The organism is Rhodanobacter sp. IGA1.0, from assembly GCF_040208325.1.
Classification (GTDB): Bacteria; Pseudomonadota; Gammaproteobacteria; order Xanthomonadales; family Rhodanobacteraceae; genus Rhodanobacter; species Rhodanobacter spathiphylli.
In genome coordinates, this window is sequence record NZ_CP157948.1 from 62,920 (window position 1) to 78,420 (window position 15,501).

Sequence of the window (15,501 nt, forward strand, 5' to 3'; positions counted from 1 at the left end):
GCGGTCCCTGCCGCAATATGCGTTTTCGGCCAGCTGCCGTAATGCCGCGCCGCAACCTGTCCACTCGTCAAGGACAGGTCTTACGCGTTGGGATCGGGAGCTGAGTCGCTGACCCAGTCGATCTGCCCATCGTCGCGCAGTGCACTGGCGTCGAAGCCGTTTTTGAGTGTGATGGCACGCGTTTTCAGATGCCCGCCTGAGCGCAGGCGTTCACAGTATTTGTGCAGCGTGGAGGCATCTTCGGTCAGGATGAAATCGATGCCCTCGTGGCCGGCCTGGGCCAGAAGTTTCACGTCGTCGCGCACCACCGCACGGCTTTCCCGGGCGTCCCGCTGACCGAGCGCGCTCCACAGGTTTGCGGCCTTCTGTCCATGCGGAACATTGAAGTCGAGAACGCGGAAGTTGTTCAGTGGCAGATCCGTGATGGGTTGCTTGATTCCGAATTCCGCAGCCACGATGGCCGAGAAGATCATCGGCATGTTGTTCTTCAGCAGGTAGCGGTAGTACTGCTCGGCCGTGGCGTGGTGGGCGCGGTGTTGACTGACGAATGAAATCAGAAAGCTGGTATCCAGCAGCACCGATGCGCTCATCCCTGTCCGCTCCGCAGGCTTTCCAGCCAGTCATCAGGCACGTCCGCCCAAGCCTGGGTGCCCTTGCGCACCAGTTCGCCGAATGCCGCCGCGTCCCAGCTCGGCTGGTGATCCTCGAAGCCCAGCAGGGTGAGATTGCGCAGTTCGCCGCTCTGCAGGTTTTCCTCGGCGGAAATCCGCAGGACGGCTGGCTTGTAGAGACGATTGCGCTCGTCATCGCCCAGCAGCTTTTGCGTGCTGGCGATGGTCAGCACCTTGCCGTTGTCCAGCTTCAGGTGGACGTTGGCCTTGCTGGTGCCGCCCAGGTCGGTGATCTGGCCGTGCAGGTACTTGCTGACTTCCACCCACACGGCGGCTGTCTGGTCCCGGTAATCGGAGTCCGCATCCACACGGATGATGGCCGCGCCGCTCTGATCGGCCAGCGTGTAGCGGCGGCGAGGATTTTTGCGTGCAGCCACCTGCCAGCGTTCCATCACCGCGGCGCGCTTGGGGTCAATCAGACCCAGTTGGGCGCTGTTTTGCAGCTGTTGAACATCAGCCCACAGGGTGGTGGCTGTCAGCAGGCCGACGGCAACCAGGGCGAGTGACCCTTCTTCGATGGCAACCATCACTTGATTGAGGTTGACGTCCTTGCCGGAACCAGCCAGAAACTCGCCTACATCGTTCTGGAACTGCCCCAACAACGCCAGCGGGACGTGCGCAGGCCCGACCTCGGCATCCTCGATGCGGTCGTTCAACGCGAAGCGAAGGGTGTTGGCCGGTTGCATGCGCTTGATTGTAGTGTTTGGCGGTGCCGATTGGGGTAGTCGCCTACCTGAGCGTTGCGTCATCCGCTATCACAAGAGCGACGGTCCGTCGGTGGCGTGAGCGCGCCCGGTGGCTGGCGAGGGTGAGGGCGGCTGAAGGACCGGCAATAAGAACCCCCGCGTAAGTTCCGAGGAACCAAGAGGAGGGGGCATGTTGGGTGCAACTTCAATACATGGGCACGGCGGCAGGCGCACTGGCATTGGAAGGGGTCAGGATTCGCCCCGCCAGAAAAGCGAAAGGCCCCGGTGAACGCACCGAAGCCACGACGCCGGCCGGGATCTCCCAACCCACTTGCGGGCAAGTTTGCTTAGCAGGGGCCGGGCGCGCAAGCGTCCGGCCATCGCGGAACGTTGCACCGAACGTGGCTTCCGGCCACCATCCGGACATCAGGGGCAACATTGACAGGCATGAACGAAACCGAAGCCGATACCCGCGCCAACCGCATCGATCCGGTGCTGCGCGAGGCCGGCTGGGGCGTGGTCGAGGGATCGCGCGTGCATCGCGAGCTGATCTGCCCCGGCCGCATCACCGGCGGTGGCGGGCGCGCCAATCCGCTGTCGGCCGATTACGTGCTGAGCTACTGCGACCGCAAGCTGGCGGTGATCGAGGCCAAGCGCGCCGGCCTTGGCCACACGGTGGGTGTGGGCCAGGCCAAGGACTACGCCACGCGGCTGCAGGCGCGTTTTGCCTACGCCAGCAATGGCATCGGCTGGTATGCCATCGACATGATCACCGGCACGGAAGGCGATATCGCCTTGCCGTTTCCCTCGCCGCAGGAGCTGTGGGCGCGCTGCTTCCCCGAGGGTAACGACTGGCGCGACCGTTTCGGTGCGGTGCCGTTCGAGACCGGCGGCGGCAAATGGCAGCCGCGCTATTACCAGCACAACGCGATCACCGCGGTGCTGGAGGCGATCGCCAAGGGCGAGCAGCGCATCCTGTTGACCCTGGCGACCGGTACCGGCAAGACCTCCATTGCGTTCCAGATCGCGTGGAAGCTGTTCGAGTCCAGCTGGAACCTGAGCCGTGATCCGGTGCGCCGTCCGCGCATCCTGTTCCTGGCCGACCGCAACATCCTGGCTGACCAGGCCTACAACGCGTTCAGCGCGTTTGCGCCCGACGCGCTGTGCCGCATCAGCCCGGACGAAATCCGCAAGCAGGGCCGGATTCCGAAGAATGCCAGCGTGTTCTTCACCATCTTCCAGACCTTCATGACCGGTACGGACCAGGACGGCGAACCGCAGTTCACCTTCGAAGGCTATCCGCCGGACTTCTTCGACTTCATCGTCATCGACGAATGCCATCGCGGCGGTGCCCGCGACGAAAGCAGCTGGCGCGGCATCCTCGAATACTTCGCGCCCGCCGTGCAGCTGGGCATGACCGCCACGCCCAAGCGCGACGCGAACGTGGACACCTACCGCTATTTCGGCGACCCGGTGTACACCTACGCGCTCAAGCAAGGCATCGGCGACGGCTTCCTCACCCCGTTCAAGGTGCGCCAGATGGCCAGCACGCTGGACAGCTACACGTACTCCGACGAGGACGAGGTGATCGGCGGCGAGATCGACCCGGACAAGGAGTACACCGAGGCCGACTTCAACACGAAGATCATCATCGACGCGCGCGAGGAAAGCCGCGTGCACGAATTCATGGACCAGATCGACCAGCGCCAGAAGACGCTGGTGTTCTGTGCCACGCAGGACCACGCCGCGCGCGTGCGCAATGCCATCAACCAGATCAAGGACAACCCCGACCCGCATTACTGCGAGCGGGTGACCGCCGACGACGGCAAGCTTGGCGAGCAGCATCTGCGCGAGTTCCAGGACAACGAGAAGACGCTGCCGACGATCCTCACCACGTCGAAGAAACTCTCCACCGGCGTCGATGCGCGCAATGTGCGCAACATCGTGCTGCTGCGCCCGATCAAGTCGATGATCGAGTTCAAGCAGATCATCGGCCGCGGCACGCGCACCTTCGACGGCAAGGACTTCTTCACCATCTACGATTTCGTGAAGGGCTACGAGAAGTTCGAAGACCCCGAGTGGGATGGCGAGCCGTTGCCGCCGGATGAGCCGACGCCGAAAACTCCACGCGAAACCGATGGGCAGGACGATCCGCCGAAACAGACCGACGGCGGCGTAAGGGAGACGCCGGAACCCACGCCAAAAATCATCGTGAAACTGGCAGACGGCAAGGAGCGCTCGATCCGCTACCTCGCCGCCACCACGTATTGGCACGAGGGCCGGCAGATCACCGCGCAGGAATTCATGCAGCAGTTGTTTGGCGACCTCAACAATCTGGTTGCCTCGGAAGAAGATTTGCGTGCGGTATGGAGCGACCCAGATCGGCGCGAAGCCTTCCAGCAGCGGTTGAAGGATCTCGGCTACGATGCTGATCGTCTGGACGACATGCGGCGCCTGATCGACGCCTCCAACAGCGACATCTTCGACGTGCTGGCCTATGTCCGCTTCACGCTGGCGCCGTTGTCGCGCCACGAACGCGCCGGTAGCGCGCGCGCGACGGGACTGGATGGCTACCAGCGAGAGATGCGCGGTTTCCTCGACTACGTGCTGGAGGCCTACGAGAAGCACGGCGTGGACGAGCTGGCATCAAGGAAAATCGCCGACTTCCTGCGCATCCGCTACGGTGGCACCAACGATGCCAAGCGCCTGCTCGGCCCGGTGCCCGCAATACGCGAGGCCTTCATCGCGATCCAGGCGCATCTCTACCAGTAGTTGCAGCGGTACGCCGAACCATGGAGTAGGCGGAAGCAGGTCGAATCACATGTTCGCAGAGAAAGTTCACTCTGGCCCTTGAGGTTGGCTCAGTAACGCGGGCGGGGCTTTTTCGGCGGTGGACCGGGTTCGGTAAAGGCCATGCCCACGATGGCGGCATCGGCAATGATGGTTTCCAGAGCAGCCTTGCCCGCTTCGTTGACATAGAGCACCGCGGCGGCGGTCAGCGGGTCCTTGAACACGGCCGCGTCGACTGGCACCCGTTCCTCAATGAATGCTTCTTTCACGATCGAGCCGCTCGGACGCTTGGCCGAGCGAGCCTCGTCGATGCATGGGATGAGATTCGTCACGTTGTAGAACCAGCGCGATTCACCCGCGCAGTCCATCTCCAGGAACTGCCCGAAACGTGACAGGAAGGGCTCGAGCGCCGTCTTCGACTTGTCATTCATGACCAAGGCACCAGGCGTCAGCGCACTGACGTCCGCCAGCGGCCTGGGTTTCTTCTTTCCAGGTTCCACGAACACTTCGACCTTGGGCTTGCTTGACCAGGAGAGGTTGGCGCCAGTGGCGTCGAACATGCCCGACTCGACGTCCTTGTCGCTGGCAAAGACCAACGGAGCGAAGTCATTGACGGAGCCACTTTTGAGTTCCCATACCTTCACTTCCATCACCTCAGTAGTCGAATTCATCATTGAGGATGTCGTACCGGATGTCCTGCAGAGCCTTCCGGCCGTTTGCCTGGTTCGAAGGCTTCGCGAGGATCAGCCGCGAGGTCACTGCGAGGTGGTAGGCCGTCGTGTGAATGACTTCGTGCGCTGTTGCCGCATCGAGACCAGGGACCACTGACGTCCATTTCTTTGGGAGGTACGAGCCGTTGTCTGCGTCGTTGATGCCTATGCCCAGCGGAAGAGCAGTGCACGCGAACGGCTCGCGCGTTTGTCTGCGACAGCTACGATGTGATGCGCATCGGCCTGGGCGTGCTTGGTGTGGCCAGTAGCCTTCGAGATGTTGCGGGCAAGTGTGCGCGAATGCCTCACCTTGCGGTTCGCGTCGGCGCGGAGCTTCTTCGCCTTGGCCGGCAAGGTCACGCCGTTTTGATAGCGTACCCGCGCCAGGCGCCGCTGCATAAGAAACTCGTTCCTGAGTTCGTAGGCATTGGCTTGCACGTCGGTCGCGACGATCAGGTTGGCTTCGACCGTCAGCTCGAGGATGTCCTGTGTCGTGTCCGCTGGGGGTGCCGCGAGGTTTGGACTTCCTGTGTCCATCTTCATCTCCCTGTGGTGCATCAGCCGGAATCAGTGGCATTTCGCCGAAGGAGGTACGCCAACTTGCCGCAAGAGTAGTGCGCAACGCGGATGGGTGACAACGCTCGCCGGCGACAATGCGACGTGTTTCAACGCAATCCGAGCACGCTCCGCGCCCCCGCCCGAAACCGCCGACTCAGATCCAGCCGCGTCCCGTCATGGAGCACCACCTCGGCCCCGCCCTTGAACATCGGATGCACCTCGCGAACCCGCGCCAGGTTGACCAGGGTGCCGCGGTGGATGCGCAGGAATTGCGCGGGGTCGAGTTGCGCCAGCACGTGGCGCAAGGTGTCGCGGTGCAGGTAGCGGACGGGGCCGACGTGGATGTGCAGGTAGTTGCCGTCGGCGCGGATCCAGTCGATGTCGTCGACGGCGAGCACGCGGATGTGTTCGCCGTGGCGCACGCTGAGGCGTTGGGCGTAGCCCCCGGCGGCCACGCTTTCGAGCGCCGGGCCGGCGGTGGCGTGCAGGCCTTGCCAGTGCTGGTTGACGCGCGCCATGGCCTGGTCGAAGCGGGCCTGTTCGATCGGCTTGAGCACGTAATCGAGCGCCATCGCGTCGAACGCGCGCAGCGCGTGTTCGGCGAAGGCGGTGGCGAACACCACCAGTGGCAGGCGGTCGGGGGCGAGTTCGTCGAGCAGCTCGAAGCCGTCCATGCCGGGCATCTGGATGTCGAGGAACAGCAGGTCGGGACGCAGCACGCGCACGGCCTGCATCGCTTCGGCGGCGTTGCCGCATTCGCCGACGATGTCCACTTCGTCGTGGCTGGCCAGCGCCTGGCGCAGGGCGAGGCGCGCCAGCACTTCGTCGTCGACCAGCACGGTGCGCAGGCGCGGCGTGCTCATGCGGCGTGCTCGATGTAGGGCAGGCGCACTTCGGCGCGGGTGCCGCCGCCGGGGATCGCGCTGAGCTCGAGTTGCGCCGCGTCGCCGAACAGCATGCGCAGGCGCGAGCGCGTATTGCCCAGGCCGATGCCTTCGGCCGTACCCGCCGGCGGCAGGCCGAGGCCGTCGTCATCGACGCGCAGTTCCAGCTGGTCGCCGTCGCGGCGCGTGGAAATGCGCAGGACACCGGCGCCGGGCTTGTCCTGCAGTCCGTGGCGCAACGCGTTCTCCACCAGCGGTTGCAGGATCAGGTTCGGCACCGCCGCGGCCAGCGTGTCGTCGTCCACGTCGAGCTCGGTGCTGAGCCGGTCCTGGAAGCGCACCTGCTGGATGCCGAGGTAGCAGGCGAGGAATTCCAGCTCGCGCGACAGCGGCACCTGCGGCGCGTGGCGTTGCTCCAGGGTGAGCCGCAGGAAGTCGCCCAGGCGGGCGATCATCAGCCGCGCCTGCAGCGGGTCGGCCAGCGCCAGCGCGGAGATCGCGTTGAGCGTGTTGAACAGGAAGTGCGGCTGCAATTGCATGCGCAGCGCCTGCAGTTGCGCCTGCGCCAGTTGCGTCTCCAGCTGCGTGCGGCGCAGCCGCTCGTCGCGCAGGTGGCGGCGTGATTCCATCCCGCGCAACACCACCAGGATCACCCAGTAGGTGAGCACGGCGAGGTGGAAGCTGTAGGCAAACTCCATGCGGATGTACGCGCCCAGCGTGTGCACCTCCATCCGCCCCGGGCCGCTCAGGTTCCAGAACAGCACCAGATGGGCGAGCAGTTGCAGCAGCGCCACGCCCAGGCTGGCCGGCACCTGCACGGCGAGGAAGCGGCGCCAGCCATGCGTGGCGCTCTGCCGCCCCAGCCAGGCGACCAGCGGCACCAGCGCCATCCACAACCAGGAGTTGGAGAGGTTCCAGCTGAGTGCGCGCAGCCAGCTCGGCGGATAGCCCTCGCTGATCGAGGACAGCCCGCCGCTCAGCGCATAGGACAGCGCCAGCCCGGTCCAGAAGGCGAACGCCAGCGCGTGCTTCTTCCAATGAGTAGTGTCGTGCCCGGTCACGCGATGCTCCCGCGCGCCGGTCGATGGGTGACGCGCCAGGACGGCAGTGTGCCGCCGTGGCGCCGGAGGAAACAGTGCTGGACGGCAGGGCGGTTCCGCAGGGTCGAACTCCGGACGCCCGGTGCCTCGCGCCAGTGCGCTGACAGCGACCGTGTTCGTGGTGGCTCACGCCGAGCCGGAAGCGGCCATCGGCGGGACTCGCGCGCATGAAGTGGATGCTGCCGTCGCCACGGCCCGGCCGCGGCCGATGTATCGGACTTCGCCGCGGCGGACGCAGCCATCGTCGCCGCCGCCGCCAGGCCCGGCGCAAGGATCGAGGAGCAACGCGCGGATCGTCGTTTCATGCCTTCACCCCGGCAGCAGATGCCGCCGAGGCGGGCATCGCGCCGCATCGGGCGTTGCCGTTGCGGTGACAGCCGGCCCCGGCGCGTTGACGAACGGCGTGTTCGCGCCGGCGGGCGGTCGGCGGGATTCACGGCCTGCCGTCAGGCGCTGGATCATCGGCGAACCTCACCACCGTGTTGCTGCCGGGCCATTCGTGGTGCCGGACGATGTCGCTGTCGGCGGGCCGCCACGGCTTGCCCAGTCGGGCGATGTCGTCGTAGCGGCCCAGCCGTTCGAACCTGCGGATTTCGAACGGCAGGCCTTCGCCGCCGAGCGGAGAGCTCGCGTCGGCGACGTGAAAGTGCAGGTGCGGACCGGTCGATTCGCCGGAGAAGCCCAGCGCTGCGATGACCTGGCCCGTGCGCACGCGCTCGCCCACCGCGACGCGGATGCTGCTCTTGCGCAGGTGCTCGTAGAACGCGTAGCGGCCGTCGGCAAGCTGCAGGGCCACGTAGTTGCCCGCATCGTCCGCGGGGACGGGATGAGTGCGCTGCGAGATGCGGGTCGGTTCGTCCATGCCGTCTCGCACCGCCGCCACGCGCGCATCCGCCACCGCCAGCACGTCGGCGCCGTGGCCGTACCATGCCTGCGCCAGGTCGGCGTCGCTGGTGGCGAAACGGCCGTGTTCGTCCAGCTTCACCCAGTCGATGGCGAAGCGGCCGGGCAGGCGGGCGTGGCCGTCGAGGCGGTAGAACACTCGCCGATGGCCGCGCGGCCAGTCCGCGTCATGGATCGCGGCCCACGGCCCGCCGCGCAGCGGTGGCGCCAGCAGCGATGGCCTGGTCCGCGGCAATGCCAGTGGAGTGTCGCTGACCCGGGACCTGCCGCTTGCGCCGGCAACGCGATAGCTCACGCGGTGGCGGAGGGTATCGATGCCGGGGTGGCCCGGCAGGGAAACATCGATGAACAGCACCACCTGCTGGCCGGGCTCGATCACTGTTCCCGCGGCTGGCAGCGAAGATGTCGTGTCCGACGAGGGCGCAGGCACCGCGCCGAAGCGAGCGATGTGCTGATCCAGCGTCTTGCCCGACAGCTTCGCGATGGGCCGTCCGTCGTGCCCGTCGCCCACGACGAATTCCTCGAGCGTGATGCGCCTGGCGGAGCGATTGGCCAGCAACACTTCATAGTCGAGCTGCCCATGACCTCCCACGCGCACCAGCGTGGGTGGTAGCGGAATCGTCAGGTCCAGGCCATCGCCAACCGGGGCGCCGTGTGCGCGGGGGGCGATGGCGCAGGCCGCGACCAGCACCAGGGCCAGCCAGGCCTTTGTCGCAAGGGAAGGTTGCATGGCTACGCTCGGTTCCTGGTCATGACGCCGTCGCGGGAGTCGTGCAGGGTGACAGTGGCCGATGCCGTTGTCGCCGATACCGTGACGACCGGCGACCTGGCGATGACAAGCGGCACGGCGACGGTACGGGCGGCGGTCCGTGCAATGTCATGACCGCCGGGTGCCTCGCTGCATCCGCCTGTCACCGCATGGCGCACCTTCGTCACCGCGACGATGCGGCACATGCGCACGCGCCCCACATTGGCCTGGCGGCGCATCGTCCGCGCAAAGAGGGTCGCAGCAATGCACAAACAACGCAGGTTTTCCGCGGCCGTGGCGTGCACCGCCGTGCTGGCGCTGGCGGTGAACTGGACCATGGCGGCGACCGTCGCCACGGCGACAGGCAGCGATGAGGAAGAACATTCGAGCGCAGCGGTGATCGCGGTCGACCAGCACTGGCTGGAAGCCGAACTCGGTGGCGACACCGCCTGGCTCGACGCCCTGCTGCTGCCCGAGTACCGCTCGATCAGTGCCGACGGGACGGTGCATGCGAAAGCCACGATCATGGCGCACGCCGCGAAGAACCGCGGCAACGACGAGGAGCGACGCAAGGTCGAGGCGTGGCTGAAGACGCACCCGTCGGGCCAGGACGTGGTGATCCACGGCGACACCGCGATCCTCACCTTCCACGACCCGAAGCAGGGCGCGGCCAGCGGTGTGCGTTCGTGCGACGTCTTCGTCTACGTGGACGGGCGTTGGCACGCGCTGTACTCCCAGCACAGCGCGGCTGGTGCCGGCTAGCGCGGGGAGTCTGCCCGTCGAAGATGGAAGCTGCTCACCGGTGGAAAGCGTCGCCGTTCCATCGAGCGTGGAGGGTCGATGCCGTTCGACTTCGGTGCTGCGCACCTGCGTTCCGGGCGAACGGCGGGACGGGCCTCAAACCTCGGGCCGGCTCCGTTCGCGCGGAAGCTCGCCCGCGCCAGCAGGCCCGCGCGGCAGCGGGAGCAGGCAAGCCGACCTGCCCGGCCTCACCAGGCGATGCGCTGGCGGTCGCGATAGAAGCCGCCGGTGAGTGGCGCGGGCAGGCAGGCGGCCCAGACGATGCCCGCTGCGCCGTCGGCGACGGGGCGTCCGCCGGGGCCGCCCATGTCGGTGGCGACCCAGCCGGGGCAGACCGCGTTGACCTGGATGCCGCTGCCGTCGAGTTCGTTCGCCAGCACGCGCGTGTACGCATTCAGCGCCGACTTGGAGACGCGGTAGGCCGGGCAGTTGGCGCTGTCGGTGGTGCTGGCGCCGCAGCCGCTGGAGACGTTGACGATGCGGCCGTAGGCGTGCCGGCGCATCAGCGGCAGCATCGCGCTGGACAGCCTCCAGCTGCCGAACAGATGGATGTCCATCGCGTCGCGCGCCGCGGCAATGTCGGCGGTGGCCGGCCGCACCGCGGGGTCATAGTGGGCACCGGCGTTGTTGACCAGCACGTCGAGCCGGCCATAGGTGATCTCGATCCAGCGCGCCAGCGTGTCGATCTGATCCTGCCGGGTGACGTCGAGCTGCACCGCGATCACCTCGCCGGCTGCGCCGGCCAGCTTGCGCGCCGCATGCAGGCCCTTGTCGAGATCGCGCGCGCCCAGCAGCACGGTCATGCCGCGCTCGCTGAGCTGGCGCGCGACCTCGAAACCCAGGCCGCGATTGGCGCCGCTGACCAGCGCCACGCGGTAGACCGGCGTGGTCGCGGGCGCCGCCGGGACGCGTCGGGCGGGCCGGCTCATGGGGCCGCGTCGCCCTTGGCGACGGCGCTGCACTGCTCGTCGCCGCAGGCCTGCCAGCCGCCGCCCAGCGACTTGTACAAGGCCACGGCGCGGGTGTTGATCGCCGCCTCGGCCTGGGCCAGGTCGTCCTCGGCGGCGAGCTGGGTGCGCTCGGCATCGAGCAGTTCGAGGAAGCCGGTGGCGCCTTCCTGGTAGCGCACGCGGGCCAGGTCGGCCGCGCGCTTGCTCTGCGTGGCTTGCTCGATCAGGTGGTCGACGCGGATGCGCTGCTGGTTGAAGCCGGTGACCGCGTTGTCGATGTCCTCGATCGCCTCCAGCACGCTGCGCTGGTAGTTCGCCTGCGCCGCATCGGCGCGTGCCTCGCTGGCATGCAGGTTCGCGCGCACGCGCTGCACGTTGAGGCCGGACCAGCTGATGCTGGGCGCCAGCGACCACGCCCGCGTCGACGGGCTGCCGAAATCATTGCTGCGCCCGGACAGGAAGCCGAGGAAGCCACCCAGCGAGATGTGCGGGAAGAAATCCGCCTTGGCCACGCCGATGCGCGCGGTGGCGGCGGCGTACTCGCGTTCGGCCATCCGGACGTCCGGACGGCGCGCCAGCACGTCGCCGGCGTCGCCGATCGGCAAGGTCGTGGCGATCGGCGTGAAGCTCTTCGGCGACACGTCGATGTCGAGCTCGCCCGGGCGCTCGCCGAGCAGCACGGCGAGGCGGTACTCGCTGGCGCTGGCCTGGGTCTGCAGCAGCGGCAGTTGCGCCTGCACCGCGCTGAGCCTGGCCTTGGCGCTGGCCACGTCCTGCTCCGCGCCGGTGCCGACCTGCTGGCGCACTTCGGTCAGGTGCACGGTCTGGCGCTGGTTGTCGATGTCGCGCCTGGCGATGTCCAGCCGCAGCTGGCTGCCGCGCAGTTCGAAATAATTGCGCGCGACCTCGGCCAGCAGGCTGACCTGGGCATCGTGCAGCGCGGCCTCGCTGGCGCCGAGATCGGCGCCGGCCGCTTCCACCGAGCGGCGCACGCCGCCGAACAGGTCCAGTTCCCACGACGCGTCGAAGCCGGCCTGGTAGGTCGTGGTGGTGCTGCGCTGGTCGCTGAAGCCCGGCTGCTGGCCGCGGCTGCGGGTGTAGTTCACGCCGGTGTCGATGGTCGGCAGACGGTCGGACTTCGCGTTGCTGAGCAGCGCCCGCGATTCCTGCAACCGCGCCACCGCGATGCGCAGGTCGAGGTTGTTCGCCGCCGCCCGCTGGATCAGCGCGTCCAGCGTCGGATCGTTGAACTGCTTCCACCACGCGGCCTGGAACGCCGCGTTGCTTTCCTGCACGGCGTCGAGGCCCTGCAGTTGCGGCGCGGCAATTTTCCCGGCGTGGTAGTCGGGACCCACGCTGGCACAGCCAGCGAGGATCAGGGCCGCGCTGAGCGCGGCGATCTTCAGCATCGTTTTCATCAGTGGTTCTCCAGCGCCGGCAGCGCATGCGCCGCGGCTCGTTCGGCTGCGCGCGCCTCGCGGCGTTCGACCAGGGCGCGAATCAGGACGTAGAACAGCGGCGTGTAGATCAGCCCGAAGATGGTCACGCCCAGCATGCCGGCGAACACCGCCACGCCCATCGCGTGACGCATCTCGGCGCCGGCGCCGTGCGAGGTAACCAGCGGCACCACGCCCATGATGAAGGCGAACGAGGTCATCAGGATCGGGCGCAGTCGCAGCTTGGCCGCTTCCAGCACCGCCTCGTGGCGGCTCATGCCTTCATGCTGGCGTTCGCGGGCGAACTCCACGATCAGGATCGCGTTCTTGCACGCCAGTCCGACCAGCACGATCAGGCCGATCTGGGTGAAGATGTTGTTGTCGCCACCCGAGAGCCACACGCCGGCGATCGCGGACAGCAGCACCATCGGCACGATCAGGATTACCGCCAGCGGCAGCGACCAGCTTTCGTACAGCGAGGACAGCACCAGGAACACCAGCAGCACGCACAACGGGAACACCAGGATCGCGGTGTTGCCGGCCAGGATCTGCTGGTAGGTCAGCTCGGTCCACTCGAAGCTGAAGCCGTTCGGCAGGTTGTCCTTCGCCAGCTTCTCCATCGCCGCCTGCGCCTGGCCCGAGCTGTAGCCCGGCGCCGGGCCGCCGTTGATCTCGGCGGTGGCGTAGCCGTTGTAGTGCTGCACGCGGTCCGGGCCGGCACCCTGCTGCACGGTGACGAACGAACCCAGCGGCACCATCTGGCCCTGCGCGTTGCGCGTCTTCAGCTGCAGGATGTCCTGCGGCGTGTGGCGGAACGCGGGGTCGGCCGACACATTGACCTGGTAGGTGCGGCCGAAGCGGTTGAAGTCGTTGACGTAGAGCGAGCCCATGTAGGCCTGCATGGTCTGGTACACGTCGCCCAGGTTCACGCCTTCGGCCTTGGCCTTCTCGCGGTTCACGTCGGCGTCCACCTGCGGCACGCTGACCTGGAAGCTGGAGAACAGGCCGGCGAGCGCCGGGTCCTTGCGGCTGGCCGCGATCAGGTTCTGGGTCTGCTGGTACAGCTCGTCGAAGCCGCGGTCGCCGCGATCCTCGATCTGCAGGCGGAAGCCGCCGATCGTGCCCAGGCCCATCACCGGCGGCGGCGGGAACACCGCGATGTACGCGTCCTGGATCGAGGCGAACTTCTGGTTCAGCGCGCCGGCGATCGCACCGGCCGACAGCGAAGCGTCACGGCGTTCCTCGAACGGCTTCAGCGTGACGAACACGATGCCGGAGTTGGTCGAGTTGGTGAAGCCATTGATCGACAGGCCGGGGAAGGCCACGGCATGTTCGACGCCCGGCTGCTTCAGCGCGATCGCGCCCATGCGCTGGATCACGTCTTCGGAGCGGTCGAGCGACGCCGCGTCGGGCAGCTGCGCGAACGCCACCAGGTACTGCTTGTCCTGGCCCGGCACGAAGCCGGTCGGCACGTGCGAGAAGCCGAACCAGGTCAGCGCGATCAGGCCGGCGTAGATCACCAGCGCCAGCTTGCCCTTGCCGACGATGCGCTTGACGCCGCCCACGTAGCGCTCCGAGCCGCGATGGAAGATGCGGTTGAACGGACGGAACAGCCAGCCGAAGGCGCGATCGATGCCGCGGGTGAGGCGATCCTTCGGCGCGTCGTGGCCCTTCAGCAGCACGGCGGCCAGCGCCGGGCTCAGGGTCAGCGAGTTGAACGCGGAGATCACCGTGGAGATCGCGATGGTCAGCGCGAACTGGCGATAGAACTGGCCGGTCAGGCCGCTGACGAAGGCGGTCGGGATGAACACCGCGCACAGCACCAGGGCGGTGGCCACGATCGGGCCGGTGACCTCGTGCATCGCCTTGCGCGTCGCGTTGCGCGGCGTTTCGCCCAGTTCGATATGCCGCTCGACGTTCTCCACCACCACGATCGCGTCATCGACCACGATGCCGATCGCCAATACCAGTCCGAACAGACTCAGCGCGTTGAGCGAGAAGCCGGCCAGGTACATCACCGCGAACGTGCCGATCAGTGACACCGGCACCGCCACCAGCGGGATGATCGAGGCGCGCCAGGTCTGCAGGAACAGGATCACCACCAGCACCACCAGCAGGATCGCTTCCAGCAGCGTGTGCGCCACCGCCTCGATCGAGCCGCGCACGAACACGGTCGGGTCGTAGACGATCGAGTAATCCACTCCCTGCGGGAATTCCTTCTTCAGCTGCGCCATGGTGGTGCGCACTTCGTCGGAGATCTGGATCGCGTTGGAACCCGGCCGCGCGAAGATCGGCAGCGCCACCGCGGGCTTGTTGTCGAGCAGGCTGCGCAGCGCGTAGTTGTTCGAGCCCAGGTCGACCTTGGCCACGTCACTAAGGTGGGTGACACCACCGTTCGCGTCGGTGCGCACGATGATGTTGCGGAAGTCGTCCTCGCTGACCAGCCGGCCGCGCGTGTTGATGTTGAGCTGGAAGGCGGAGTTGGACGGACCGGGCGGCGCGTTCAGCGCACCGGCGGCGACCTGCACGTTCTGCTCGCGGATCGCGCTGATCACGTCAGCGGTGGTGAGCGAGCGCTGCGCCAGCTTCTGCGGGTCCAGCCACACGCGCATCGAGTATTCGCCGGCACCGAAGATCTGCACGTCGCCCACGCCGTTCAGGCGGCCCAGCACGTCCTTCACGTGCAGGCGCGCGTAGTTCGACAGGTACAGCATGTCGTAGCGCTGGTCGGGCGAGGTGAGGTGCACCACCATGGTGAGGTCGGGCGAACTCTTCTGCGTGGTCACGCCGAGTCGCTGCACTTCCTCGGGCAGCTTCGGCAGCGCCTGCGCCACGCGGTTCTGCACGTCGACCTGGGCAGTGTTGAGGTCGGTGCCCAGCGCGAACGTCACGGTCAGGGTGAGCGCGCCGTCACTGGTCGCCTGCGAGGAGGTGTACAGCATGCCCTCCACGCCGTTGATCTGTTCCTCCAGCGGCGTGGCGACGGTTTCGGCGATCACCTTGGGGTTCGCGCCGGGGTAGGCGGCACGCACCACGACGGTCGGTGGCACCACTTCGGGGTACTCGCTGATCGGCAGCTGGAACACCGCGATGGAGCCGGTGATCACGAACAGCAACGACAGCACGGCGGCCATGATCGGCCGGTCGACGAAGAATTGGGCGATGTTTTTCATGCAAAGAGTCCTCGACGAAGCCGTTTCGCGGCTTCGGTCTTTCTTTTGCTCCTCCACCTGCGCAGCAGGGGGAGGTGGGGAGGGGGTAACG

At 67.0% G+C, this 15,501-nt stretch carries 14 protein-coding genes; 2 read left to right on the forward strand and 12 right to left on the reverse strand.

What is annotated here, in order from left to right; genetic code table 11:
- Positions 1–80 precede the first annotated feature (80 nt).
- Positions 81–590, reverse strand: a complete 510-nt coding sequence (locus ABNK63_RS00310; RefSeq protein WP_350016332.1) for a PIN domain-containing protein — start codon at positions 588–590, stop codon at positions 81–83.
- The gene (locus ABNK63_RS00315; RefSeq protein ID WP_350016333.1) at positions 587–1,357 is read right to left on the reverse strand and encodes a hypothetical protein; all 771 of its coding nucleotides are present in this window, start codon (positions 1,355–1,357) and stop codon (positions 587–589) included. Before ABNK63_RS00315 ends, ABNK63_RS00310 begins: the two co-directional genes overlap by 4 nt.
- 447 nt (positions 1,358–1,804) lie before the next feature.
- Between ABNK63_RS00315 and hsdR the strand changes: the two genes are divergently transcribed.
- The gene (hsdR, locus tag ABNK63_RS00320) at positions 1,805–4,129 is read left to right on the forward strand and encodes an EcoAI/FtnUII family type I restriction enzme subunit R (RefSeq protein ID WP_350016334.1); all 2,325 of its coding nucleotides are present in this window, start codon (positions 1,805–1,807) and stop codon (positions 4,127–4,129) included.
- A gap of 89 nt (positions 4,130–4,218) precedes the next feature.
- On the opposite strand, the gene ABNK63_RS00325 is transcribed toward hsdR, so the two are convergent.
- The 7 genes from ABNK63_RS00325 to ABNK63_RS00355 all read right to left on the reverse strand — a co-directional run bounded on the left by ABNK63_RS00325 (position 4,219) and on the right by ABNK63_RS00355 (position 9,388).
- Entirely contained in the window at positions 4,219–4,818 is a 600-nt protein-coding gene (locus ABNK63_RS00325; protein ID WP_235580612.1) for a hypothetical protein, read from the reverse strand.
- Positions 4,802–4,972: a hypothetical protein gene (locus ABNK63_RS00330; RefSeq protein WP_350016335.1), complete on the reverse strand. Its 171-nt coding sequence runs from the start codon at positions 4,970–4,972 to the stop codon at positions 4,802–4,804. The genes ABNK63_RS00325 and ABNK63_RS00330 overlap by 17 nt, the downstream gene beginning before the upstream one ends.
- A 50-nt stretch (positions 4,973–5,022) precedes the next feature.
- Entirely contained in the window at positions 5,023–5,394 is a 372-nt protein-coding gene (locus ABNK63_RS00335) for a hypothetical protein (protein ID WP_350016336.1), read from the reverse strand.
- Between the two features lie 128 nt (positions 5,395–5,522).
- Positions 5,523–6,278 carry a response regulator gene (locus ABNK63_RS00340; RefSeq protein WP_350016337.1) on the reverse strand — a complete coding sequence of 252 codons (756 nt, stop codon included), beginning with the start codon at positions 6,276–6,278 and terminating at the stop codon, positions 5,523–5,525.
- The gene (locus tag ABNK63_RS00345) at positions 6,275–7,360 is read right to left on the reverse strand and encodes a histidine kinase (protein WP_350016338.1); all 1,086 of its coding nucleotides are present in this window, start codon (positions 7,358–7,360) and stop codon (positions 6,275–6,277) included. The genes ABNK63_RS00340 and ABNK63_RS00345 overlap by 4 nt, the downstream gene beginning before the upstream one ends.
- A 472-nt stretch (positions 7,361–7,832) precedes the next feature.
- Entirely contained in the window at positions 7,833–9,032 is a 1,200-nt protein-coding gene (locus ABNK63_RS00350; protein WP_350016339.1) for a M23 family metallopeptidase, read from the reverse strand.
- Positions 9,033–9,034: 2 nt separating this feature from the next.
- Positions 9,035–9,388, reverse strand: coding sequence for a hypothetical protein (locus ABNK63_RS00355; RefSeq protein WP_350016340.1), 354 nt, complete (start codon positions 9,386–9,388; stop codon positions 9,035–9,037).
- On the opposite strand from ABNK63_RS00355, the gene ABNK63_RS00360 reads away from it, so the two are divergent.
- On the forward strand, positions 9,387–9,812 hold the full coding sequence (locus ABNK63_RS00360) for a nuclear transport factor 2 family protein (protein ID WP_350016341.1): 426 nt from the start codon (positions 9,387–9,389) through the stop codon (positions 9,810–9,812). The genes ABNK63_RS00355 and ABNK63_RS00360 overlap by 2 nt on opposite strands.
- Positions 9,813–10,039: 227 nt before the next feature.
- On the opposite strand, the gene ABNK63_RS00365 is transcribed toward ABNK63_RS00360, so the two are convergent.
- Genes ABNK63_RS00365 through ABNK63_RS00375 form a run of 3 tightly spaced genes read right to left on the reverse strand, consistent with a single transcriptional unit; the run spans position 10,040 to position 15,410 of the window.
- Entirely contained in the window at positions 10,040–10,780 is a 741-nt protein-coding gene (locus tag ABNK63_RS00365) for an SDR family oxidoreductase (protein WP_350016342.1), read from the reverse strand.
- Positions 10,777–12,219 carry a TolC family protein gene (locus ABNK63_RS00370; RefSeq protein ID WP_350016343.1) on the reverse strand — a complete coding sequence of 481 codons (1,443 nt, stop codon included), beginning with the start codon at positions 12,217–12,219 and terminating at the stop codon, positions 10,777–10,779. Before ABNK63_RS00370 ends, ABNK63_RS00365 begins: the two co-directional genes overlap by 4 nt.
- Positions 12,219–15,410 carry an efflux RND transporter permease subunit gene (locus ABNK63_RS00375; protein ID WP_350016344.1) on the reverse strand — a complete coding sequence of 1,064 codons (3,192 nt, stop codon included), beginning with the start codon at positions 15,408–15,410 and terminating at the stop codon, positions 12,219–12,221. The genes ABNK63_RS00370 and ABNK63_RS00375 overlap by 1 nt, the downstream gene beginning before the upstream one ends.
- Positions 15,411–15,501 lie beyond the last annotated feature (91 nt).

What these genes read in the sequence shown, in the direction of transcription:
- ABNK63_RS00310 (WP_350016332.1), bottom strand. Translation starts at nt 590, where the DNA reads ATGAGCGCATCGGTGCTGCTGGATACCAGCTTTCTGATTTCATTCGTC.
- ABNK63_RS00315 (WP_350016333.1), bottom strand. Translation starts at nt 1,357, where the DNA reads ATGCAACCGGCCAACACCCTTCGCTTCGCGTTGAACGACCGCATCGAG.
- hsdR (WP_350016334.1), top strand. Translation starts at nt 1,805, where the DNA reads ATGAACGAAACCGAAGCCGATACCCGCGCCAACCGCATCGATCCGGTG.
- ABNK63_RS00325 (WP_235580612.1), bottom strand. Translation starts at nt 4,818, where the DNA reads ATGAATTCGACTACTGAGGTGATGGAAGTGAAGGTATGGGAACTCAAA.
- ABNK63_RS00335 (WP_350016336.1), bottom strand. Translation starts at nt 5,394, where the DNA reads ATGGACACAGGAAGTCCAAACCTCGCGGCACCCCCAGCGGACACGACA.
- ABNK63_RS00340 (WP_350016337.1), bottom strand. Translation starts at nt 6,278, where the DNA reads ATGAGCACGCCGCGCCTGCGCACCGTGCTGGTCGACGACGAAGTGCTG.
- ABNK63_RS00350 (WP_350016339.1), bottom strand. Translation starts at nt 9,032, where the DNA reads ATGCAACCTTCCCTTGCGACAAAGGCCTGGCTGGCCCTGGTGCTGGTC.
- ABNK63_RS00360 (WP_350016341.1), top strand. Translation starts at nt 9,387, where the DNA reads ATGGCGGCGACCGTCGCCACGGCGACAGGCAGCGATGAGGAAGAACAT.
- ABNK63_RS00355 (WP_350016340.1), bottom strand. Translation starts at nt 9,388, where the DNA reads ATGGTCCAGTTCACCGCCAGCGCCAGCACGGCGGTGCACGCCACGGCC.
- ABNK63_RS00365 (WP_350016342.1), bottom strand. Translation starts at nt 10,780, where the DNA reads ATGAGCCGGCCCGCCCGACGCGTCCCGGCGGCGCCCGCGACCACGCCG.
- ABNK63_RS00370 (WP_350016343.1), bottom strand. Translation starts at nt 12,219, where the DNA reads ATGAAAACGATGCTGAAGATCGCCGCGCTCAGCGCGGCCCTGATCCTC.
- ABNK63_RS00375 (WP_350016344.1), bottom strand. Translation starts at nt 15,410, where the DNA reads ATGAAAAACATCGCCCAATTCTTCGTCGACCGGCCGATCATGGCCGCC.